The sequence below is a fragment of the Streptomyces tauricus genome (assembly GCF_014650955.1).
Taxonomy (GTDB): domain Bacteria; phylum Actinomycetota; class Actinomycetes; order Streptomycetales; family Streptomycetaceae; genus Streptomyces; species Streptomyces tauricus.
The window spans coordinates 70,791-92,617 of the sequence record NZ_BMVY01000022.1 but is presented as its reverse complement, the minus strand read 5'-3'; the positions used below and the strand labels follow the sequence as shown (position 1 = coordinate 92,617).

Sequence of the window (21,827 nt, the reverse complement as noted above, 5' to 3'; positions counted from 1 at the left end):
TCTGCCTTTCGCGGAGTGTGCCGTGGTCTGCGGGGTCAGAGCCTGATCCAGCCGCGCGCGAGCGCGACGACGCCCACGACGGCGCCGGCCACCGAGACCGCGAGGATGACGAGTTCGCCGGGCGAGAAGAGCCGTCGGCCCTGTTCGCGGCGGGCCATGACGAAGAGGAACGTGGCGGGCGCGTAGATGATGAAGGACACGAGGAGGTACTTGAGGCCGGCCGCGTAGAGGAGGAACGCGGTGTAGAAGGTGGCCAGGGCGGCGATGGGGAGGTCCCGCCGGCCCGCGCCGCCGGACCGCGCGACCTTGACGGCGAACGCGGCGGCCAGCAGGAACGGGATGAGGGTCAGAGCGCTGGTGAGATCGAGCGCGAAGTTGAACGCGTCGTCCGAGAAGAGGGTGACGACGAGGACGATCTGGGTGAGCACGGTGGTCATCACCAGGGCCGGCACGGGCACGTCGGCCGCCGTGGAGCGCCCCAGGAAGCGGGGCATGTCCTCGTCCTTCGCGGCGACGAAGAGCACTTCGGCGGCCATCAGGGTCCAGGCGAGGTAGGCGCCGAGGACGGAGACGATCAGGCCGACGCTGACGAACACCTTGCCCCAGGTGCCGACCGCCTCCTCCAGGACGCCCGCCATGGACGGCTGCCGCAGCTCGGCGATCTCGCTCATCGACGGATCCCGTACGACACGATGGTGACCGAGGCGAAGATCGCGAAGACGCTCAGGAAGCCGAGGACGGTCGCGCGGCCGACGTCCTCGCGGCGCTTGGCGTGCCGGGAGTAGACGCTGGCGCCCTCGACGCCCAGGAACACGAAGACCGTGGCCAGCATGGTGCCCTTGACCTGCTGGAAGAGCGATCCGGCGTAGTCGGCGCCGGCGAAGTTCTCGGCGAAGACACTGGGCTTGAGGCAGAACAGCGCGATGAGGACGAAGACCAGGATGGGCACGACCTTGGCGACCGTGACGATCCGGTTGATGGCCGCGGCCTCCTTGACGCCCCGGCTGATGAGCAGGAAGAACGCCCACAGGCCCGCGGAGGAGAGCAGCATGGCGAGGACCGTGTCGCCGTCGCCGAGCGCCGGGGCGATCGCGCCGATCGTCGACATGATGAGCACCCAGTACGTCACGTTGCCGACGCAGGCGCTCGCCCAGTAGCCGAAGGCGGCGAAGAAGCCGAGGTACTCGCCGAAGCCCGCCTTCGCGTAGGCGTACACACCGGCGTCGAGGTCGGGTCTGCGCAGCGCGAGCCGCTGGAAGACGAAGGCCAGCATGAGCATGCCGGTGCCGGCCACCGTCCACGCGATGAGCGCGCCGGCCACGCCGGTCTCCTGGCCGAAGCGCTGGGGCAGCGAGAAGACGCCCGCACCGACCATGGAGCCGACGACCATCGTGGTCAGGGTGGGCAGGGTCAGTTTGGCTGCGGGTGTCCGGGACTCGGTCCCGTTTCCGGTCTCGGCCTGGCTCATATGGGTCCTCGGACGTGGCAGGGAGACGCGACGTGACTGTCCGGCGACGCTAACAGCCGTTTGCCCCTTTTGTCCGACCCGGTTCCTCCGAATGCCTCACCGTCGATTCGGTCCTATGGTGCCTGTATGGAGCATGTGCTGAGTTCCGCCACTCTGACCGAGCTGCGTCGGCCGCGGCCCTATCCGGCGGTGTCGGTACTGACGCCGACCCACCGCCGGGAGCCCGACAAGGCGCAGGATCCCGTCCGGCTGCGCAATGTGCTGGCCGAGGCGAAGAAGCAACTGGAGGCCGACCCCGCGGTCACCCGTGAGCGGCGGACGGACGTCGTCCAGCAGCTCGAACAGGCGCTGGCGGAGGTCGATCTGAGCCACTCCGAGGACGGCCTCGTGATCTTCGCGGCGCCCGGTGAGCACCAGGTGTGGTCGCTGCCCCGGACCGTTCCGGAGCGCGTCGTCCTCTCGGACACGTTCCTGACCCGCAATCTCGTCGCGGCCCAGGCCGCGGAGAGCCCGTTCTGGGTACTGACGGTCTCCGCCGACCGGATCGCGCTGTGGAGTGGTGGCTCAGAGCGCGTCGCCGAGGCGCACATGGCGGGCTTCCCGCTCACGCGGAGCCTGGAGCCGCAGGACGTCGAGCGCGAGGAACGGGTCGGGGACGTGCCGAGCACGTTCCGCGACGAGGAGACGCGCCGCTTCCTGCGGGACGCCGACACGGCCCTCGCCGGTGTCCTGCGCTCCGCCCCGCGGCCCGTGTACCTCGCCGGTGAACAGGCCGCGCTCTCGCTCCTCGGCGAGGTCGGCACCGTCGCCGACGACGCCGTCCACGTCCCGCACGGCGGTCTCGGGCACGCCGGGCCCGAGGCGGTGTGGCAGGCGGTCCGTCCGCTGGTCACGGCCGAGGACCTCAGGAACATCGACACGGTGACGACCGAGCTGGAGAGCGCCAAGGGCCGCCGGGCGTTCGCGGCGGGCGTCGACGAGGTGTGGCAGAACGCGACCGCCGGCCGCGTGGGTCTGCTGGCCGTCGAGGAGAACTACCGCGTGACGGTGCGCGACGACGGCGGCGACCATCTCGTCCCGGCCGACGGCGACGATCTCGACGCCCGGCACGACATCGTGGACGAGATCGTCGAACAGTGCCTGGACACCGGCGCGCAGGTCCGCTTCGTCCCGGACGGGACACTGGCCGAGGCACAGGGCATCGCGGGAGTGCTCCGGTACTGAGGGGGTCCGGCGCCGGTCCGGCCGCGGCCGGGCTCAGTCGCGCCCTCGTTCTGCGCCAGGGGTCACGCGGGGGCGAACGTGCGGCGGAACAGGCGAGGCATTTTCGGACGGGCCCGCGGGCCGTGCGCCTACGGGCCCGCACGGCATGCCTGCGCGGATTTTCCGACATAAGGTTCATTTCGACCCGGCCGCCCTCTCCGGCCTCCCAGGCAGCGACAGCGAGGACAGCACCCGATGAACACACCACCGCCCCAGAGGCCCCGCGGGCCCCGCCGACCGGGCCGCACGCGTTCGACCGTCGTCGCGGTGGCGGCCCTGGCCGCGGTCGCGAGCGCCGTCACGTCGTGCAGCACCGACAGCGGCTCGGACACCTCCACCCCCTCCTTCAGCGAACGCCCGTCGCCTCCCGACACCGCGTCCTTCTCGGGGACGGCCCCCTCCATGAAGGAGTCGGTCGTCGAGTCCGCGCGCGCCGCGGCCTCCGCGGCGGCGTCGTCCGCCTCGGCCGCGGCCTCCTCCTTCGAGGCGTCCGTGTCGGCGGAGGTGGAGCGGGCCAACAAGGCCGCGGAGAAGGCGCTCAAGGACGTCAAGGGCCAGGGGAACGCCATGTCCGACGTCTCCATGACCGGCAAACCCCGGTCCGGGACCGGCGGCCTGCTCGTCGTCCTGGTGAACATCACCAACAAGACCGACAGCGAGGCCTCGTACGCCGTGCGGGTCGACTTCCTCGACGACTCCGGCAAGACGGTGGAGACCAGGTACGTCGGCGCCGAGGACCTCGCGCCCGGCGAACGCGCCCAGCCGCTCGCCGTCAGCCGCAAGCCGGCCGAACCGGCCCTGACCCCGAAACTGTCCCAGGCCCAGCGCTACTGACCTGCCCTCCCCCCGGGGGGCGCCGACCGGAACACGACCATTGCCCCTGCCGGGCGGAGCGGCTAGGAAGATCGAATGACTCGCTCCCCGCTCCCGGTCTGCGGCCCCGAGGGGCCCCTGCGCGCCGCGCCTTCCACGCAGGGCCCGTCGCCCGTCCGGGCCGTCCTGTTCGACTTCGGCGGCACGCTCTTCCAGATGGGCGCGTACGCGGACCGGATCCGCACCGCGCTCCAACGCCCGGTCGGCGAGCGGGAGATGGACGAGCTTCTGGACGGGCTAGAGAAAGGGCTGGTCGACCCGGACGTCATCGAGGCGCAGCGTGGGCGTGATGTGTCCTCGCGCGCGCACCGGCACGCGTTCACCACGTGGTACGCGTCGGTGCGGGAGCTCGCGCCGCACGCGGACGCGCTCTACGCGCAGTTGCAGGCGCCCGAGCACTGGGTGCCGTACGCGGACACGGCTTCGACGCTCGCACGGCTGACCGACGAGGGGATCGCCCTGGGCGTGGTCAGTGACGTGGGCTGGGACCTGCGGCCGACGTTCGCGCACCACGGGCTCGACCGGTACTTCTCGTCGTGGGTGCACTCCTACGCGTACGGCACGGAGAAGCCCGACCCGGCGCTCTTCGGGCACGCCTGCCGCGAGCTGGGGGTCGCGCCCGCCGGGACACTGATGGTGGGCGACCATCCGGCGAAGGACGGCGGGGCGGCGGGCGCCGGGCTCCGCGCCTACGTGCTGCCCGCCGGAGCCGTACCGGGCGAGCCCCGGGGTCTGGACGCCGTGCTGCGACTGGCAGGGGCGGGGAGCGCCCTTCAGGCTCACCTCGGTTGAGTACGGCTCGACCGCCGATCCGCGTACGGGATTCGTCCCGGTCAGGTCCTCCGTGAGGACAGCGGCACATGCCTCAGGCACCACCCTCTCGTGTGTTGCCGAATCCCTTACAGCGCGTCGCGGGCTGTGCAACAGTCGTAGCGGTCCCTCCCCCTGCCTTGGTCGTACCGTGCCTGCATCGGAGTACGTCATGCCGTCCCCACTCCCGGCGGACCATCCGGCCGCCCAGCCGCCTCCGCGCGGCTCGGTCGACGCGCTCATCTCGCAGACGCGCCGCCTCCGGGGCGACATGGACGCCGTACGGCGCGACGCGCCGGCCGACCGCACGGACCCGGAGGGGCGCTGGCAGCGCGCCCTGTGCGACCTGGCCGTGCATCAACTCGACGACCTCGACGCGCACTTGTCGCAGTTGCGGGACGGCCCCTCGGCCGCGCCCCCCGAGCAGGAGCCGGCAGCTCCCGCCGTACGGGCCGTGCCGCCCGCGTCCCCCGGGCGCGGCTCGCTGATCAGCCGGGTCGGCAGTGCCGAGTGGAACCTGCTGACGGACGAGGCGACCTGGTCCGGTGAGCTGTACCAGATCCTCGGCCGGGACCCCGCCGCTCCCCCGCTCACCCTCGACGAACTGCCCTCCGTCGTCCTCGACGAGGACCGGCCGAGGCTGACCTCGATGGTCACGGACTGTCTGATCGACGGCAAACCGATCGACGGGGAGTTCCGTATGGTCCGGCCCGACGGCGGCGTACGGACCGTGCACATGATGGGTGAGCCGGTGCTCGACGCGGACGGCAGCACCGCGTCGATGTGGGCCGTCCTGCGGGACGTCAGCGAACTGCGGCGCAGCCAGCGGACCGTCAGCGAGACCCACGACTCGCTGCAGCGCCAACGGCAGGCCGCCCGGACCGAACACCGTCTCGCGGTCGAGTTGCAGGAAGCCGTCCTGCCGCCGTGGCGCGGCTCCCCGCCGCTCCCGCGGCAGGGCCCGGGAGCACTGGATCTGGCCGCCCGCTATCTGCCCTCCTCGACCAGCTCGCTGATCGGCGGCAACTGGTACGACGCCCTCGACATGCCCGACGGGCAGACCCTGTTGAGCGTCGGCGACCTCACCGGCCACGGCGTCGCCGTCACCTCGGGCATGGCGATGCTGCTCGGCGCGCTGCGCGGCATGGCGGTGGCGGGCACCGAGCCGGGCCAGCTCATGTCCTGGCTCAACCAGTTACTCGACTCCTCCGTCCAGCCGGCCCTGGGCAGCGCGGTGTGCTGCCGCTACCGGCCGAGGAGCCGGACCCTCGTCTGGGCGCAGGCCGGACACCCCGCCCCGCTGCTGTTCCGCAACGGGACGGGGCGCATGCTGGCTCCGCCGGACGGCGTCCTGCTCGGCGCCACCTCGGGTGCCGTCTACGGGCAGGCCGAAGTGCCCCTGGAACCGGGCGACCTGCTGCTCCTGCACACCGACGGACTGGTGCCCCCACGGTGGGGACGCCCCCGAGCGGACGCGACCGGGACGGTGGAGAGCACCGCGGACGTCAGCCGTCTCCTCGACCTGGCCCCCCGCTTCCAGCAGGCCCGCAGCGCCCAGGACTGCGTACGGACAGTGGTGGAGGAGTTCGGGGAGACGGAACGCGAGGACGACGCCTGCGTACTGCTCGCCCGGGTCACCGCCTGAGGAGTTCACCGTCTGAGGAGTCCTGAGGCGGGCGGCCCGGATCGCCGATCTCGGGGCGCGGACCCCTTACGCCCGTGCGCCGTTGCTGCCCCTCGGCTTCAACGAGCCCTTGGGCAGGGACAGTTTGATCTCCTCCCGCAGATCGTGGATCTTCGGATAGCTGGAGTACTGCCCCGTCAGCCGGTACATCTCCCGGAGCCGGTCCCAGGTGCGATGGGACGAGTTCGAACCCATCGACGTCAGGGCCAGGCGTGCGTACCGGTCGGCCTGCTCGGGGTCGTCGGCGATGAAGCAGGCGGAGGCGAGCGAGAGATGGTCGAAGATCTTCGACCGGTCCCGGCCCTTCTCCCGCAGCGCCAGAGCCTCCTTGGCGTGGCGCTGCGCGACGGCGGCCGCGGCCGGGTCGTGCTCCGCGAGCGTCCGGTAGGCCAGGGCCTGCATCCCGTGCATGTCCGCCTCGTCGAAGAGCTGCATCCAGCTCGGTGGCGGCACGTCGCCCTTGTCCGAGACGAAGAGGTCCTCCGCCTCGCCCAGGGTGCGCCGCATGGCCTGACCCTTGCCCAGCGACGCCTGTGCCCAGGCCTCGATGGTGTAGAGCATGGCCCGCGTACGCGGCAGGACCTCGTCGCCGGATCCCGACTTGGCGAGGTTCATGAGGTCCAGCGCGTCGTCGGGCCGGCCCAGGTGCACCATCTGGCGGGCCGCCCGGGAGAGCGCCTCGCCCGCCCGGGGCCGGTCACCGCCTTCCCGGGCCGCGTGGGCGGCGATGATGAAGTACTTCTGCGCCGTGGGCTCCAGGCCGACGTCGTGCGACATCCAGCCAGCGAGGACGGCGAGGTTGGCGGCGACGCCCCACAGGCGCCGCTGCAGATGGTCGGGGTGCCGGTAGGAGAGCATTCCTCCCACTTCGTTGAGCTGTCCTACGACAGCCTTTCTCTGCAGGCCGCCACCGCGGGCCGCGTCCCAGGCCCGGAACACCTCGACCGAGCGCTCCAGTTCCTCGATCTCCTGCGACCCGATGGGGGCGGCCTCGTAACGGTCGAACCCAGCGGGGTCGGCGTGCAGGAGATCGTCGGTTTCAGGGGCGTCGGCCACCAGGGCCGGATCGGTGTGCAGCCACTCGTGCATGGAGCTGCTGATTGCGGATCCTGCGGCGAGCGCGGCGCCCGCGCCCACCAAGCCGCGTCGGTTGAGCATGAGGTCCATTCCCGTGAATTCGGTGAGGACCGCGGCAGTCCGCTCGGGCGCCCACGGCACGCCGTCGGGATGTTCACTCCCGCCGCCCGGCCGTTTCCCCGTACGCCCGTGCCGGACCAGACCGAGATCCTCGATGGTCACGACACGGCCGAGACGCTCGGTGAACAGTGCTGCCAGCACCCGCGGCACCGGATCGCGCGGGATCTCTCCCGTGTCGATCCACCGCCGCACCCTTGAGGTGTCCGTCGCCAGCTGGGGGTGGCCCATGGCCGCCGCCTGCCGGTTGACCATCCTCGCGAGTTCGCCCTTGGACCAGCCGGCCAGGCCGAACAGGTCCGACAGTCGGGTGTTGGGTTGTCCGCTCACGTCAAGCCCCCAGGTTCTCGGCTGAGTTGACAGTAACCGTCTGTCAGTTGCTGAGCGACTATTCGCCAGGGTTCGCCAGGGCACGCCAGATGGTGTGCCAGTGGGCGCCGGGTGTCAGGTAGGAACGCGCCACCCCGACCCGGTCACCGAGGGACATTCCCCAGGGTGTACCGGCGCGACCGGGGCGGGTAGCGCGGCAACTCGCCGGCACACGAAGGGATCTGTTTCGCCCATGTACACAGCATCGTCCTCCGTGTCCGCCCCACCCCGGTCGCTGCACGCCCGCCCGGGTGGCGGCGGCCCCTACCTCGACCCCGCGCGTCCGACGGCCCCCGTGCTGGGTGCCGGCCGGGCACGGCGCATCCCGGGGCTCGGGACACCACCGCTCAGCGGGAGACTCGACTTGTCCGGCCCCCAGGGCGCCCAACTGCGTACGGCGATCGCGTCGGTGCACCGGATCTGTCCGGAGTTCGCTCCGGTGCAGGTGCTGCGCCGCAGCGGACGCTCCGTGCTCCTGGTGGGTACGACAGGGCGCAGCACCGCCGTGGCCAAGTGTTTACTGGACCACTCCCCCGTGTGGACCGAGCGGATCCGGCACGAGATAGCGGCATACCGCTCGTTCGTCCGGCACCGGCCACCGGTGCGGGTGCCGCGGCTGATCGCGGCGGACCCGGACAACTGCACCCTGGTGATCGAGCGGATGCCGGGACGGGTGGCGGCGCTGAACCGGCATCCGGTGGAGGCGCCGCCCCGCGCGGACATCAGGGCGGCACTCGGCGCGATCTGCCGGCTGAACGCGTGGCGACCGCCGGCGGGGACGTTCGACGCCCCGCTGGACTACGCGGCGCGGATCTCCCGGTACCACGAGCTGGGGTTGCTCACCGACCGGGACATGGGCGACCTGCAGAAACTGGTGCACGGCATCGCACACTCGGCCGGCCGCCAGGGCATGGGCCAGTTCTGTCACGGCGATTCCCTCCTGTCGAACATGCTCCTGTCACCGGCCGGTCCAGTGCTGGTGGACTGGGAGCACGCGGGCTGGTATCTGCCGGGGTACGACCTGGCCACGCTGTGGGCGGTCCTCGGGGAGGCGCCCGGCGCCCGCCGCCAGATCAGCCAGCTGGCCCAGTCGGCGGGACCCGCGGCGCGTGACGCGTTCCTGGTGAACCTGATGCTCGTCCTGACCAGGGAGATCCGTACGTACGAGACGGCCGTGCAGCGGTCCATGCACGAGGCGACCCCGGCGGCACCGGGACCGGCCCACCCGGGCGCCGCGCCGTCCGGTGAGGAACAGCGGCTGCTGCTGAGGCGGCTGCACGACGACTGCCAGATGGCCCGCAAGGCCGTTCGTGCGGCGGTCGGTACTCGCTGACGGGGACGGAAGGCCCGCGGTATGCCCAGGGACAGGGCGCACCGCGGGCCTTCTTCATGTCCGCCGCCCTTTGCATCAGAGGTCCACTCCACTGACGCCTCGCAGGCCGGGTCACCACCGCACCGAAATCGGTGAACCCCCACCGCTGACGTGGGAAATCGTCCGCCTCTGGGAATGATTGACGGATCGTCGGAGAGCCGGTACCACTGACGCACACTCGCCCCCGTACGCACCGTCACGCCCGATCGTCCCAGGAGGCCTGCTTTGCGAGGATCCCCCACCGACCCCAGCACGTCCGTCCGGCACAGACGTGCCCTCCGGACCGCGGGTGCCGTCGCCTCGGCCGCACTGCTGCTGCCCCTGCTCGGCGCCGCCCCGTACGACGGCGGAAGCGACAACGGCGACGGGCAGACGTCCGCGTCCTCCGCGCAGTCGTCCTCCCCGCCTTCCGCGGCTCTGCAGAATGCTTTCTCCGACGCGGCCGACGAGTACGACGTACCGCTCAGCGTGCTCCTCGCCGTCTCCTATCTGCAGTCCCGCTGGGACACGCACGCGGGGGCTCCGAGCGTGACGGGCGGCTACGGGCCGATGCATCTGACCGACGCCCGCACGGCGATCGCCCGGACCGTGGCACCGCACCACAGCGACGGTACGGAGGACCCCCGGGGTGACGACTCCCGCGACACCCTCCTGCCCGACACGAAGGTCACGGGCTCGCAGGTCACTGACGCGCAGGTGCCGGAGAACGATCAGCTGCCGGCGCGCCTCAAGACGCTGGCGAAGGCCGCCGAGCTGAGCGGCATCCCCGCGGAACGGCTGCGCACGGACGCCGCCGCGAACGTGGCGGGCGGCGCCGCGCTGCTGGCCGCGGCCCAGAAGCGGCTCGGTGAGCCGCTCAGTGACGACGCGGCCGACTGGTACGGAGCGGTGGCGCGCTACTCGGGCGCGGACGACACGGCGACGGCCGCGAGGTACGCCGACGACGTCTTCGACGTGATCCGTCGCGGCGAGGAGCGCACGACGGACGCGGGGCAGCGGATCGCGCTCGCCGCGCAGCCCCGCCTGCGCCCGGCGACGGCCCAGCTGAGGGAGGCGGGACTGCGGGCGCCCGCCGCGGGCGCCACCGAGTGCCCGTCGACCGTGTCCTGCGAGTGGATTCCGGCGCCGTACGAGGAGTTCGGGGACGGTGACTACGGCAACCACGATCTGGGCGACCGGCCGAAGTCCCAGAGCATCAAGTACATCGTCGTCCACGACACCGAGGGCGCCTGGGACGGCGTCCTCACCATGGTGCAGGACCCCACCTATGTGTCGTGGCAATACACCCTGCGCTCGTCCGATGGCCACATCGCACAGCATGTGAAGGCCAAGGACGTGGCCTGGCACGCGGGCAACTGGTACATCAACTCCAAGTCGATCGGCCTGGAGCACGAGGGATTCCTGACCGCGCCCGACACCTGGTACACGGAGGCGATGTACCGGTCGTCGGCGCGTCTGGTGACGTACCTGGCCAAGAAGTACGGCATCCCGCTGGACCGGCAGCACATCCTCGGCCACGACACCGTGCCCGGTACGACGACCGCGACCATCCCGGGGATGCACACGGATCCGGGCCCGTACTGGGACTGGGCGCACTACTTCGCGCTGCTCGGCAAGCCGCTGCGCGCGACGGCGGGCCCGAAGGGCGGCCTGGTGACCGTCGCACCGAAGTTCGCCACGAACAAGCCGGTGTTCACCGGCTGCGTCACCGCCGGTGAACCCTGCCCCGTCCACGGATCGAGCGCCGTACGCCTCTACACCGAGCCGCGCGAGGACGCCCCGCTCGTCAAGGACATCGGCCTGCGGCCCGGCGGTGGCGACTCCACGACCGGCGTGAACGACCTGGGTTCACGGGTCTCCACCGGTCAGCAGTACGCGGTCGCCGGGCGCGACGGGGACTGGACCGCCATCTGGTACCTCGGCCAGAAGGCCTGGTTCAAGAACCCGGCGAAGCAGCCGACGGCGGTGGACGCGGCCGGTTCCGTCATCACCCCGAAGGACGGGCTGGCCGAGATCCCCGTGTACGGGCGCGCGTACCCGGAGAAGGAGGCGTACCCGGCGGGTGTGCCCGTCCAGGCGGTCTCGCCGCTGCCGTACAAGCTGCTCGCGGGGCAGAAGTACGCGGTCGGTGACAAGGTGCCCGGCGAGTACTTCTACGCGCCGACCTTCGACACGGCACCGCACCGGGTGGTGCGGGGTTCGGACCTGTACTACGAGATCCAGTTCGGACACCGGGTGGCGTTCGTACGGGCCGCCGATGTGCGGGTGATGCCGTCCGCGTAGACGTCCGCGTGGACGTTCTCACTGAGGGGCCGGCGGCGTTCCGTCCGTCGGCCCCTCAGTGCATGACGGGACTCGTGTGCGGCGGGCACTCGCGTGCGGCGGGGTTCAGGACTCGATCCGGCGCAGTCGCTCGGCGTCGCAGGTGCGCGGGCAGGTGGCGCAGGCCTCGGCGGGGCGGATCGTGTAGTAGAGGCAGCAGCCCATACGGGTGCGGGTCGGGTGCTGCCGGCCGTCGCCGCCGGTGAGGTGGCGGAAGTCCGCCCCGCCGGGGAAGGGCGGGACGGCGGAAGGCAGCAGCGCGGTGGCGGCCCGCACGGAGTCCGGTTCCCGGCCGAGCATGCGACCGAGGTACCAGATGCCGGAGACGAGGTCGTCGGTGACCAGGCCCCACAGCGCGCGCGGGCCGCGGCGGATGTGGGGGGCGACCGCGGTGAGCAGCGGCTCCATGTGGTCGGCGACGGCGACCCGCAACTCCGACCGCAGAGCCTCCTCGTGCGGCACCGTCAGGACCCCGGGGAGAGCGCCTGCCGGGTCCTGCGGCAGGCAGGCCAGATCCGGTCCGGGGGTGATCTCGAACGTGCCGGACGACAGGTCGATCCGCACGTCCTCGGGGCGGACACGCGGCACCCGGCCGGTGAGGTACCAGACGCCGCTCATCAGCAGGCCGACCGACCACGCGTAGTCGTGGAGGGCACGGGAAGCGGCGACATCGCGGCGCGGGACGTGGTCGTAGCGTTCCCGGATGCGGGAGTCCTCGGCCGACAGGAACGCCTCAAGAACGTCCTGATCTTTCGTCAACTCGGCGCCGCTCAGGCTCTTTCGGGTGAAGCGGGACACCGGGTCCGCCACGCTCACCGTCAACGCCGGGCACACCTGCGTCAGCTGCCGATACGTGTCGGAGAGCAGGCCGGACACGGTCGTGGGCGCACCGGTCGACGGAGTCTCCAGAGCGACGGTCATCGGTACTCCTGTGCAGGGGGCAAAGCGAGAAAACGAGGTAAGCCTTACCTTAGTATAGAGATCACTAACAGCAGTACGTGACAGCCCTTCCGGAGCAACGATCAAGGAAGGCGCACGTCACAGCGCTTTATCACCTGTCACCTCTCCTCGGATCACCACACCTCACCGGCCGACCGCTCACCCGCAACCGCCCACCCACGAGCGGAAGATGTTCCCCCGCGTGCGTATGTATCTCCTCGCCCTCAACCCCACCGACTCCGTCACCGAGGGGTTTCTCCCCGCCGCCGCACGGCTCGGTCTCGACGTGACCGTGCTCACCGACCAGCCGGACGCCCATCGGCGCGTGTATCCGCGGATCGAGATCGTGGAGTGCGACGTCCGCGACTTCCGTTCCGTCGTCAGCCGTATCTCGACGCTCGGCCGCCCCGACGCGGTCTTCTCGAACAGCGATCATCTGCAGACCCAGGCCGCCCTGGCCGCCGACTACTTCGGCCTGCCGGGCAAGGACTGGCGGGTCGCCCTGCGCACCAAGGACAAGGCGGAGATGCGCCGCCGTATCGCGTCCGCCGGCGTGGACACGGTGTGGTCGGCGGAGGTCACCGAGGACACGGACGTGGCCGCCCTCGACGTGCCGTACCCGTGTGTCGTCAAGCCACGTGAGGGCGTGGCCAGCGAGGACGTCGTACGCGTCGAGGGCCCCGAGGAACTGGTGGCGCGCTGCGCGGAGATCCGCAGCCGGCGCCCCGGGGCGGCGCTGGTCGTCGAGGAGTACCTGCCCGGCGAGCTGTACACCCTGGAGACACTCGGCGACGGTCGCGTCCGCCATGTCCTGGGCGGCTTCCACACCGTGCTCTCCCCGCCGCCGTACTTCATAGAGGAGCGGCTGACGTTCGTCGCGGCCCATCCCGAAGCGGTCGTGACTCAGGTACTGGCTCAACTCGACGCGCTAAGCGTCGGTTTCGGCGCCTGCCACACCGAGTTCGTGGTGCACGAGGGCCGGGCCAGGATCATCGAGGTCAACTACCGCGCCATAGGCGACCAGTGCGATCTGCTGCTGGCACACCTGCTGGAGATTCCGCTCTTCGAGCACATCCTGCGTACGCACCTGGGTGAGCCGCTGCCCGCCTCGCTCGGCGCGCGGCGCGACGGCGTGGCCCGGCTGGACTACCCGTGCGCCGTGAGCGCGGGGACACTGACCGCGGCTCCCGCCGCGGCCGACCTCACCGTCGACGGCGTGCGGCTGACCTACCGGCCGCTCCGGGAGGTCGGTGAGCGGCACGAGGTGTACCGCACCAACCGCGACTTCCTGGGGGTGGTGCGGGCCACCGGAACGGTCCAGGAGGACGTGGACAAGGCGGTGACCGGGTTCCTGGCCGGGCAGCGGTGGGAGATCCAGCCGTGACCGGTTCCTTCCCCGATACCGGTACCGACACCGCCGACGCTACCGACACTGCGGACACCTCTCAGGACGACCTGGTGATCCGGGTGCTCAGCACCCTGCTGCGCGAGGACGTCGTAGGTCTGCGCTCGTCCGGCAGGCTCGTACACCGGCCGGACGGCGCCTGGCTCCGACAAGCCGCAGGCGAAGGGCAGTACCTCCTGCTGCCGGTCGTCGAGGACGGGTTCCAGTGCGAGTACGCGGCCCGACTTCCGTTACTTGTAAGGGAGTTCGGGGCAGTCGGGGAGGCCGGAGAGTCCGGGGGACCCGGAAAATGCCAGCCCGAGTCCTACGACACGTGCGACACGATCCTCGCCGCTCTGCGCGACCTCGCCGACCCCCTCGACCGGGACGGATTCGACGCGTTCGCCGAGGAGTGCCGCCAGACGCTGGTCACCATGCGGCTGCACACGGCGGTCCGCGATGAGGTGACCCGGACGCTGACGAACCGTCACGGCAATGCGCCCGCGCATTGGGTGGGGCTGACCGGAGGACTCGCGTTCGACGCGCTCGCCGCCCACCTGGACCACCCCGTCTACCCCACCGCACGCGGCCGCGCCGGACTGGACGAGCGACAACTACGTTCGTACGCACCGGAGTTCGCGCCGCGGTTCGCTCTGCGCTGGCTCGCGCTGCCGCGGGACGCCGTCACCGGGACGCTTCCGGACGGCTGGCCCACCCCCGCGCGACTCGGACTCACGGGGCTCGACCGTACGCATGTGGCGCTGCCCGTACACCCGTTGACCGTCGGGCCCGCGCTGGAAGGGGCCCTGCGCGCCACCGGACTGGCGGACCGCGCCGTGCTCGCCGAGGGCGCTCACCTCGAAGCCGTGCCGACCCTGTCGATGCGTACCGTGGCCCTTTCCGCGCAGCCGTCCCTGCACGTCAAACTCCCCCTGTCCACCTCCACGCTGGGGCTGCGCAACCGGCGGACCATCAAACCCGGCACCCTCCGGGACGGTGCCGCCGGACAGCGGCTGATCGAGCGGATCATCGACCGCGAGCCGCGTTTCCGGAGCACGATCCTGCACGCCGACGAGACCGTGTACGCGCACGCCGGGCACGAACTGCTCGCCGCGCTGTTCCGCCGCTACCCCGACGGCCTCCAGGACTCCGTCGTCGTCCCCATGGCCGCGCTCCTGGCCGGAGCACCCGGCGGACGCCTGGTCGTCGACCACCTCGCCGACCGCTTCCACGACGGTGACGTGCTCGCACTGCTGGACGCCTGTCTGACCCTGCTCTTCGACTGGCAGACCACCCTGTTCGGGTATGGCATCGCGCTCGAGTCGCACCAGCAGAACATCTCGCTGGTCCTGGACCGGCTGCACGACGGCCGTACACGGCTGCGGCTGCTGTTGAAGGACAACGACGGGCCGCGCGTCAACAGCGCGCGGCTGAGCGAGCGGCTGGGTGACGCGGCCCCGGGGCTCGCGGACTTCGACGACGCCAGGACCTTCACCGAGGGCGACCGGCCGGTCGTCGACCTGTTCACCACCATCACGGTCCATCTGTGCGCGGGCGCCTACGCCTTCGGGCTGGCGGAGCACGGTCGCGCGGCTCTTCCGGTGCTGCTGCGGCTCGTGCGCGACCGGCTCGCCGAGGCGATCGAACGGCTCGGGACGGGAGCGGGCGAGCCCGGTGCGGTGCTGCGGGCCCAGGTGCTGGACGCGCCGCGCCTGCCGGTGAAGGCGATGGTCACCGCCGGAACGCTCCTCACCAAGGAACGCTCGGGCGCCGCGGACATCAACAAGCACTACACCACCGGGCCCAACTACCTGCGGCCCGTCGGGACTTCGGCGTGAGTGCCGCGGCGCGGCGCTGTCGGCCCCCGCCCCGCCCGGCGCCCGGATCTCCCTGCGCGCCACCGTTCTTCGCTCTCTTCGCACTTGCTGGAGCCGCACATGCCCTCGCTGACCGAGTCCCTCGGTAGCACCTCCCTCGCCGTCCCCCGCCGCACCCTCGGCGCCGCTCCTGATCCCGCGTCGCAGGCCCGACTCCCCTCGGCCGACGAGGTCGTGGCGCACACGCTCCTCAACTGCCTGCTGCGTGAGGTGTCGGCCCCCGAGCACCAGACCGCCCTCACCGACCGCCAGTTGGTGCTGCGGCTGCCCCGCCGCGGTGTGCTGCTGCGGGTCGCGCTGCGCCGTACGTCGATGCTCGGCGCGCACCGCTTCACCGGACCGGTGAGCGAGCGGACGGCAGACGGCGGCTGGAGCGAGATCGGCTGGCGGCGACTGGCGGAGCACACACAGGAAGAGCTGTCCCTGCGGACCGGTGTGCGCAACGAGGAGTTCCTGGAACAGATCGACTCCAGCCATCGGAGCATCGCCGCGTCCCTCCCCGTACGGACAGGGACTCACCGCGTGGGGCGCGGGACCGGCCCGGCGGCGGACACGCCCGTCACCGCCTATCTCGCCTCCGAGCAGTCGCTGCTGTTCGGGCACCGGTTCCACCCCACGCCCAAGGCCCGCACCGGGGACGCGGACTCCTGGCCCGCCTACGCGCCGGAGGCCGGTGCGGCCTTCCCGCTGCGCCACCTCGCCGTGCGCGAGCACCTGATCGCGGAGGAGTCCGCGGAGCCCGGCGCCCTGGCCGCGCTCGACCGGCCGGGGCCCGGCACCGACAGCGCCCCCGTCTCCCTCCCCGAGGGCTACCGGCTGCTGCCCGCGCACCCCTGGCAGTACGAGATGCTGCGCGAGCACCCGACGCTGCGCGAGGCTCTCGCACGCGGGGACGTCCTCGACCTCGGGCAGGGCGGCAGGCCGTTCGCCGCCACCGCATCCGTCCGGACCCTGTACGACGGCGAGTCGTTCCTGAAGTTCAGCCTGAACATCAGGATCACCAACTGCCTGCGCAAGAACGCCAGTTACGAACTCTCCGGGGCCGTCGCACTCACCCGGGTACTGGATCCCGTGCTGGCCGACCTGGCCGAGCGGTTCCCCGGCAGCACGGTGCTCCGCGAGCCGGCCTACCGCAGCCTCGCCCTGCCCGGACCCGACGGCACACCGGACCGCGAGCTGCTGGAAGGCTTCGGCGTCATCGTCCGCGAGGGCCTGGCCCACCGACTCCTGCCCGGCACCACCCCGCTGCTCGCGGCGGCCGTGGCGGACGAGTACCCCACCGGTCCCGCGCACATCTCCCGCCTCCTGGACGGGGCCGGGCCGCGGGCCGCACTCGACTGGTGGGCGGCCTACCTCAGACTGCTCGTACCGCCCGTGCTCGCCGCCTACTTCGACCACGGCCTCGTCCTGGAACCCCATCTGCAGAACGTGCTGATCTGCGTCGACGGCGACGGCATGCCCGCCCAGGTCCTCTTCCGCGACCTGGAGGGCACCAAGCTGGTGCCCGAGCGGCACGCCGGGATCCTTGCCTCGCTGCCGCCCGAGGTCGCGGGCCCGATGACGTACGACGCGCAGCGCGGCTGGGACCGGGTCGTCTACTGCCTGCTCGTGAACCACGTCGCCGAGCTGCTCGCGGCCCTCGCCGATCTGCATCCCCGTGCCGAGACCGCGTTGTGGGCCGAGGTCCGCGGTGCCCTGCGGACGTACGCCGACCGATACGGCTGCCCGCCGCCGCTGGCCGCGCTGCTCGCGGGAGTGCCCCTGCCCGCCAAGACGAACCTCCTGACCCGCTGGGAGCGCAAGGCCGACCGTGAGGCCGGATACGTCCACCTGCCCTCGCCGCTCGGCGAGCCGCTCGGCGGAGGCGCCCCGCCCCGCACGACCACATCTACGTCCACCTCTACCTCTACCTCTAGCGGGGGCACCCGATGACTGAGCCCACCGCCGCCGTACGGGACCGGGTGCTCTCTCTGTCCCCCGGTGAACTTCCCGCGTACGTCTACGACTTGACGGCGCTGCGTGCGCACGCGGCTGCCGTGCGCGCCTGTCTGCCCGAGCGCGTCGAGCTGTACTACGCGGCGAAGGCCAACCCGGAGCCGGAGATCCTGGCCGCGCTGAGCTCGTACGTGGACGGATACGAGGTCGCGTCGGGCGGCGAACTCGTCCATGTCGCCAAGGCGGTACCGGGCCGCCCGCTGGCCTTCGGCGGTCCCGGCAAGACTCCTGCCGAGATCGTCACCGCGCTGGAGCTGGGCGTGCGGCGCTTCCATGTGGAGAGCGAGTACGAGCTGCGCATGCTGGCCGAACTGGCCCGGCAGGTAGGCCCGGACGGGCGGATCGCTGTGCTGCCGCGCTTCAACCTCCCCGTGGCAGGCAGCTCGTTGGCGGCGAGTTCGCTCGCCATGGGCGGGCGCCCTTCACCCTTCGGTCTGGACCCGGCCCAGGCGGACACGGTCATGCGTCTGCTCACCGACGGCTCCTGTCCGCACCTCGAACTCGTCGGCGTACACGCGCACCTGGCGAGCGGACTCCGGGCCCCGGAACAGCTCGGGCTGGCCGAGTCCGTCGTGGACTGGGCCGTTCGGCTGGCGGAGCGGCACGGGGTACGGCTCGCGGAGGTCAACGTCGGCGGGGGCATGACGGTCGACTACGCGGCTTCCGAGGAGCGTTTCGACTGGGCCGCGTACGGGGCCGGGCTCGCCGAACTGCTGGCGCGGCACCCGGATCTGACGTTGCGTATCGAGCCGGGGCGGTCGCTGACGGCGTACTGCGGCTGGTACGCGACGGAGGTGCTGGACGTGAAGCCCAGTCACGGCGAGGAGTTCGCCGTGGTGCGCGGCGGCACGCATCATCTGCGCACTCCGGCGACCAAGGGACACGACCAGCCCTGCACCCTGCTCAGGGTGGAGGACTGGCCGCATCCGTGGGCCCGGCCGGTCGCGGGCGGTGAACTCGTCACGCTCACCGGCCAGTTGTGTACCCCGAAGGACGTCCTGGCCAGGAACGTCCCGGCGCCGGCGTTGCGGGCGGGCGATCGCGTGGCCTTCGGGCTCGCGGGTGCGTACGCGTGGAACATCTCGCACCACGACTTCCTCATGCATCCGCGACCCGGCTTCCACTTCCTGGGAACGTAGGCCTAGGTCCTGTCGGGGGTTCTGTCGGGCTGTTCGCCCCAGACGTACCTCCGGCCCGCGATGGCCTTGAACGTCGTCCCGCCGTCCGGCAGCAGGTCGCTGCGGACGGTGAGGCGCCGCGTGCGGGAGGCGGTCAGTGCGAGGCGGGTCGCGTGGCCGCCGGCCCACTCGATGTCGACGGTGGCGCCGCCGCGGGCGCGCAGCCCGCGGACCGAACCGTCCGGCCAGGCGGCGGGCAGCGCGGGAAGGACCTCGATGACGTCGTACTGGCTCTGCAGCAGCATCTCGACGATTCCGGACGTCGCCCCGAAGTTGCCGTCGATCTGGAACGGCGGATGCGTGTCCCAGAGGTTCGGCAGGGTCGAGGACTTGAGCTGTTCGGCGAGCATCCTGTGTGCGTGGTCGCCGTCGCGCAGCCGGGCCCAGAAGTTGATTTTCCAGGCCTTGGACCAGCCGGTGCCCCCGTCCCCGCGCGCGGTCAGGGAGACTTTCGCGGCGTCGGCCCACGCGCCGCCGGGTTCGATCTGCCGGCCGGGGTGCAGCGCGTAGAGGTGGGAGACGTGCCGGTGGTCGTCCTTCGGGTCGTCCAGATCCGCCTTCCACTCCTGGAGTTGCCCCCAGGAACCGACGCGGAGGCCGGGGTCCAGATCGGCGAGTGTCTTCTCCAGTTCCGCGCGGAACGCGGGGCTGTCGCCCAGAGTGCGGGCCGCCTCCAGGGTGTTGGTCAGCAGGTCGTGCACGATCTGCTGGGACATGGCCGCGCCCGCGGTGAAGTCGCCGTGCTCGGGCGAGTAGCCGGGCGTGACGACGAGCGTGCCGTCGCGCGGATCGGTGCGCAGATTGTCGAGCCAGAACTCGGCGGCCTCCTTCATCACCGGGTACGCGGTCGAGCGGAGATAGGCCACCGACCCGCCGAACCGGTAGTGCTCGTACAGCTGTTGGGTCAGCCAGGCGGCGGCCTCGGGGAACCAGAAGGACGTGGCCCAGTCGTGTACGCCGGTGAAGCCGTACGGGTTGGTCTCGTTGTGCACGACCCAGCCCCGCGAGCCGAACATCTCCTTCGCCGTGCGGCGTCCGGGTGCGCGCAGTGCCTCGACGAAGCGGTCGTAGGGCGCCGTGGTCTCGGCGAGGTTCGCCGCCTCGGCGGGCCAGTAGTTCATCTGCAGGTTGATGTTGACGTGGTAGTCGGCCGACCAGGGCGGTGACGTGCTGTTGTTCCAGAGGCCCTGGAGGTTGGCGGGCAGCGAGCCCGGGCGCGAGGACGCGATGAGGAGGTAGCGGCCGTACTGGAAGTAGAGGGCTTCCAGGGCGCGGTCCGTGGCCGTGGTGCCGCCCGTGTAGTCCGCGAGCAGCTGGTCCGTCGGGACGTCGGGGACCTCGGCGCGTACGTCCAGCGCCACACGGCCGAACAGGGCTCTGTGGTCGCTCACATGACGATCCCTCAGTGACTCGTACCGTCGTTCCCCCGCCCTGTCGATGGCGCGGGTGACGGCCGCGTGCGGGTCCTCGCCCCGGTAGTCGGGGTACGTGTCGGCGTAGTCCGTACCGGCGGCCAGCACGAACCAGGCGCTGTCGGCGTCCGTCACGGTGAGGGTGCCGTCGGAGTTCGCGGTGACGGAGGCGCTCCGGCCGTTCGCGCGTACGTGGATCTGTGCCTCGAAGCGCAGTCCGTTGTCGGCCAACGCGCCCCGGACCGTCAGCCTTCCGCCGGCCGCGGTGGTGACGGCGGTGGCGGTGAAGTCGTCGCGGGGCGAGGTGTGGCGGAGGGTGAAGGCGACGCTGCCCGGCCGGTCCGCGCTCAGCCGTCCCACGATCACCCCGTCGGGGTACGAGGCGAAGAACTCCCGCCGGTGGCGCACCTGTTCATGGGTGTAGGCAACGGTCGCCACGGCGTCGGCGAGGTCGAGTGCACGTCGGTACGTGTCCGGGGGCGTCGCCGGTGCGTCCGGAACGTCGATGTGGAGGTCACCGAAGGTCTGGTGGGCGCCGTACCCGGACTTCGGCTGGCCGAGTTCGTCGGCCACGGCCTCGGGGTCGAGGCGGGTCCCGGCGTCGATGCGGTCCTGCACGGCGGTGATCGCGCCGGGGCGGGCGTCGCGCCAGTTGCCGTGGTCGTACCCCTGGACCGAACCGGGGCCGCCGGTCCACAGGGTCTTCTCGTTGAGCTGCAGCCGCTCGGAGGCGAGGGTGCCGAAGACGGTGGCACCGAGGGCGCCGTTGCCGATGGGCAGCGCCTCCCGCTCCCAGTCGTCGGCCGGGGCGGTGTACCAGAGGGACGAAAGCCCGGGGGACCACAGGGACGTCACCGCCGACACATCCGATGTATCTGCTGTATCCGATGCATCCGCAGCCGCCGCCTCGGTGGCCGCAAGGGCTCCGGAACCCACGGCGATAGCGGCCGCGCCGCCAACTGCGGTCCTCAGTGTGGCTCTTCGGGAAGGTTCAGGGGTCGGCTGCGCATCGCGTGATTCAGATGACTGAAACGACATGACCCCTGACGCTAGAGGTCCGATCACCCGAGCGGCAAGGGTCATGACAAAGACGGAGACGGCGGAGGGGCGGTGGAGGTGACGCGCCGGATCATGGCGCCGGAGTGCGGCGTCGGATCAAGACGTCGGGGCGACGCGTGGCCGTGCGGTTCAGCCCTGCTGGAACAGCTCCGCGGGCAGCGGCTTCAGAAGCGCGTACAGATCGTCGGTGATGGGGCGGTCCCAGGCGGCGATCGTCACGAGGACCTTGTCGCTGCGGTCGAACTGCACACAGGAGATACGCGTCTCGGAGAGCTTCAGGCGGCGCACGATGAGGAGGTTGTCACCCTGCATGACCGGCATGTCCTCGGCGCCGGTGACGACGACCTCTTCGTCGTTCTCCAGGGCCTGCAGCAGCTGGGCCACCTCGAACGGGACCTCGCCCTCGGCGACCTCCCGGGCCGGGGAGCCCTCCGGCAGATTGCCGATGATCATCGCAGGACCGCGGCCGCCGAAGAGGTCGTACCGCAGGAACACACCCTGGCAGCTGCCGTCGGGGGCGGGCAGCAGGCCCGCGCCGAGATTGCCCGGCCAGTCGCCCGGATCCATGGCCAGAACGTCGAAGTCTGGCCCGGCGGGAGTGGCGCTGCGGCGGCGGAGGAAGGACATG

The 21,827-nt window shown here is 71.4% G+C and carries 14 protein-coding genes and 1 pseudogene; 10 read left to right on the top strand and 5 right to left on the bottom strand.

Features of this window, described 5'->3' with window-relative positions:
* Nucleotides 1-35: 35 nt before the first annotated feature.
* Nucleotides 36-1,468: pseudogene (locus tag IE278_RS27840) on the bottom strand (basic amino acid/polyamine antiporter).
* A 126-nt stretch (nt 1,469-1,594) separates the two neighbouring features.
* Between IE278_RS27840 and IE278_RS27835 the strand changes: the two are divergent.
* The 4 genes from IE278_RS27835 (at nt 1,595) to IE278_RS27820 (ending at nt 6,059) form a co-directional block, all read left to right on the top strand.
* A complete protein-coding gene (locus IE278_RS27835; protein WP_189776021.1) occupies nt 1,595-2,692 on the top strand; it encodes a baeRF3 domain-containing protein in 1,098 nt (365 codons plus the stop codon).
* A 234-nt stretch (nt 2,693-2,926) separates the two neighbouring features.
* Nucleotides 2,927-3,565, top strand: a complete 639-nt coding sequence (locus IE278_RS27830; RefSeq protein WP_189776020.1) for an FxLYD domain-containing protein — start codon at nt 2,927-2,929, stop codon at nt 3,563-3,565.
* A 75-nt stretch (nt 3,566-3,640) separates the two neighbouring features.
* Complete coding sequence (locus IE278_RS27825; RefSeq protein ID WP_189776019.1) at nt 3,641-4,396, top strand: HAD family hydrolase; 756 nt, start codon at nt 3,641-3,643, stop codon at nt 4,394-4,396.
* Between the two features lie 190 nt (nt 4,397-4,586).
* Nucleotides 4,587-6,059, top strand: a complete 1,473-nt coding sequence (locus tag IE278_RS27820) for a PP2C family protein-serine/threonine phosphatase (protein ID WP_189776018.1) — start codon at nt 4,587-4,589, stop codon at nt 6,057-6,059.
* A gap of 66 nt (nt 6,060-6,125) precedes the next feature.
* On the opposite strand, the gene IE278_RS27815 is transcribed toward IE278_RS27820, so the two are convergent.
* Nucleotides 6,126-7,622: a DNA-binding protein NsdB gene (locus IE278_RS27815; RefSeq protein WP_189776017.1), complete on the bottom strand. Its 1,497-nt coding sequence runs from the start codon at nt 7,620-7,622 to the stop codon at nt 6,126-6,128.
* A gap of 232 nt (nt 7,623-7,854) precedes the next feature.
* Here IE278_RS27815 and IE278_RS27810 point away from each other — a divergent pair, with 232 nt between their 5' ends.
* Nucleotides 7,855-8,994, top strand: a complete 1,140-nt coding sequence (locus tag IE278_RS27810) for an aminoglycoside phosphotransferase family protein (RefSeq protein WP_189776016.1) — start codon at nt 7,855-7,857, stop codon at nt 8,992-8,994.
* A gap of 264 nt (nt 8,995-9,258) precedes the next feature.
* Entirely contained in the window at nt 9,259-11,316 is a 2,058-nt protein-coding gene (locus tag IE278_RS27805; RefSeq protein ID WP_189776015.1) for an N-acetylmuramoyl-L-alanine amidase, read from the top strand.
* Nucleotides 11,317-11,421: 105 nt separating this feature from the next.
* Here IE278_RS27805 and IE278_RS27800 read toward each other — a convergent pair whose 3' ends face one another.
* On the bottom strand, nt 11,422-12,276 hold the full coding sequence (locus IE278_RS27800) for a (2Fe-2S)-binding protein (protein WP_189776014.1): 855 nt from the start codon (nt 12,274-12,276) through the stop codon (nt 11,422-11,424).
* A 220-nt stretch (nt 12,277-12,496) separates the two neighbouring features.
* On the opposite strand from IE278_RS27800, the gene IE278_RS27795 reads away from it, so the two are divergent.
* From IE278_RS27795 to IE278_RS27780, 4 genes are all read left to right on the top strand, one after another.
* Nucleotides 12,497-13,678, top strand: a complete 1,182-nt coding sequence (locus tag IE278_RS27795) for an ATP-grasp domain-containing protein (RefSeq protein ID WP_189776013.1) — start codon at nt 12,497-12,499, stop codon at nt 13,676-13,678.
* A complete protein-coding gene (locus IE278_RS27790) occupies nt 13,675-15,516 on the top strand; it encodes an IucA/IucC family protein (RefSeq protein WP_189776012.1) in 1,842 nt (613 codons plus the stop codon). Before IE278_RS27795 ends, IE278_RS27790 begins: the two co-directional genes overlap by 4 nt.
* 99 nt (nt 15,517-15,615) lie before the next feature.
* Nucleotides 15,616-17,487 (top strand): IucA/IucC family protein, encoded by a 1,872-nt coding sequence (locus tag IE278_RS27785; protein WP_189776011.1) that lies wholly within the window; start codon nt 15,616-15,618, stop codon nt 17,485-17,487.
* The gene (locus tag IE278_RS27780; RefSeq protein ID WP_189776010.1) at nt 17,484-18,689 is read left to right on the top strand and encodes a type III PLP-dependent enzyme; all 1,206 of its coding nucleotides are present in this window, start codon (nt 17,484-17,486) and stop codon (nt 18,687-18,689) included. The genes IE278_RS27785 and IE278_RS27780 overlap by 4 nt, the downstream gene beginning before the upstream one ends.
* A gap of 2 nt (nt 18,690-18,691) precedes the next feature.
* On the opposite strand, the gene IE278_RS27775 is transcribed toward IE278_RS27780, so the two are convergent.
* Nucleotides 18,692-21,112, bottom strand: coding sequence for a glycoside hydrolase family 95 protein (locus IE278_RS27775; RefSeq protein ID WP_189776078.1), 2,421 nt, complete (start codon nt 21,110-21,112; stop codon nt 18,692-18,694).
* 216 nt (nt 21,113-21,328) lie between these two features.
* On the bottom strand, nt 21,329-21,826 hold the full coding sequence (locus IE278_RS27770) for a hypothetical protein (RefSeq protein WP_107019075.1): 498 nt from the start codon (nt 21,824-21,826) through the stop codon (nt 21,329-21,331).
* Between the last annotated feature and the right edge of the window lies 1 nt (nt 21,827).

What these genes read in the sequence shown, in the direction of transcription:
- IE278_RS27835 (WP_189776021.1), top strand. Translation starts at nt 1,595, where the DNA reads ATGGAGCATGTGCTGAGTTCCGCCACTCTGACCGAGCTGCGTCGGCCG.
- IE278_RS27830 (WP_189776020.1), top strand. Translation starts at nt 2,927, where the DNA reads ATGAACACACCACCGCCCCAGAGGCCCCGCGGGCCCCGCCGACCGGGC.
- IE278_RS27825 (WP_189776019.1), top strand. Translation starts at nt 3,641, where the DNA reads ATGACTCGCTCCCCGCTCCCGGTCTGCGGCCCCGAGGGGCCCCTGCGC.
- IE278_RS27820 (WP_189776018.1), top strand. Translation starts at nt 4,587, where the DNA reads ATGCCGTCCCCACTCCCGGCGGACCATCCGGCCGCCCAGCCGCCTCCG.
- IE278_RS27810 (WP_189776016.1), top strand. Translation starts at nt 7,855, where the DNA reads ATGTACACAGCATCGTCCTCCGTGTCCGCCCCACCCCGGTCGCTGCAC.
- IE278_RS27800 (WP_189776014.1), bottom strand. Translation starts at nt 12,276, where the DNA reads ATGACCGTCGCTCTGGAGACTCCGTCGACCGGTGCGCCCACGACCGTG.
- IE278_RS27785 (WP_189776011.1), top strand. Translation starts at nt 15,616, where the DNA reads ATGCCCTCGCTGACCGAGTCCCTCGGTAGCACCTCCCTCGCCGTCCCC.
- IE278_RS27780 (WP_189776010.1), top strand. Translation starts at nt 17,484, where the DNA reads ATGACTGAGCCCACCGCCGCCGTACGGGACCGGGTGCTCTCTCTGTCC.
- IE278_RS27770 (WP_107019075.1), bottom strand. Translation starts at nt 21,826, where the DNA reads ATGTCCTTCCTCCGCCGCCGCAGCGCCACTCCCGCCGGGCCAGACTTC.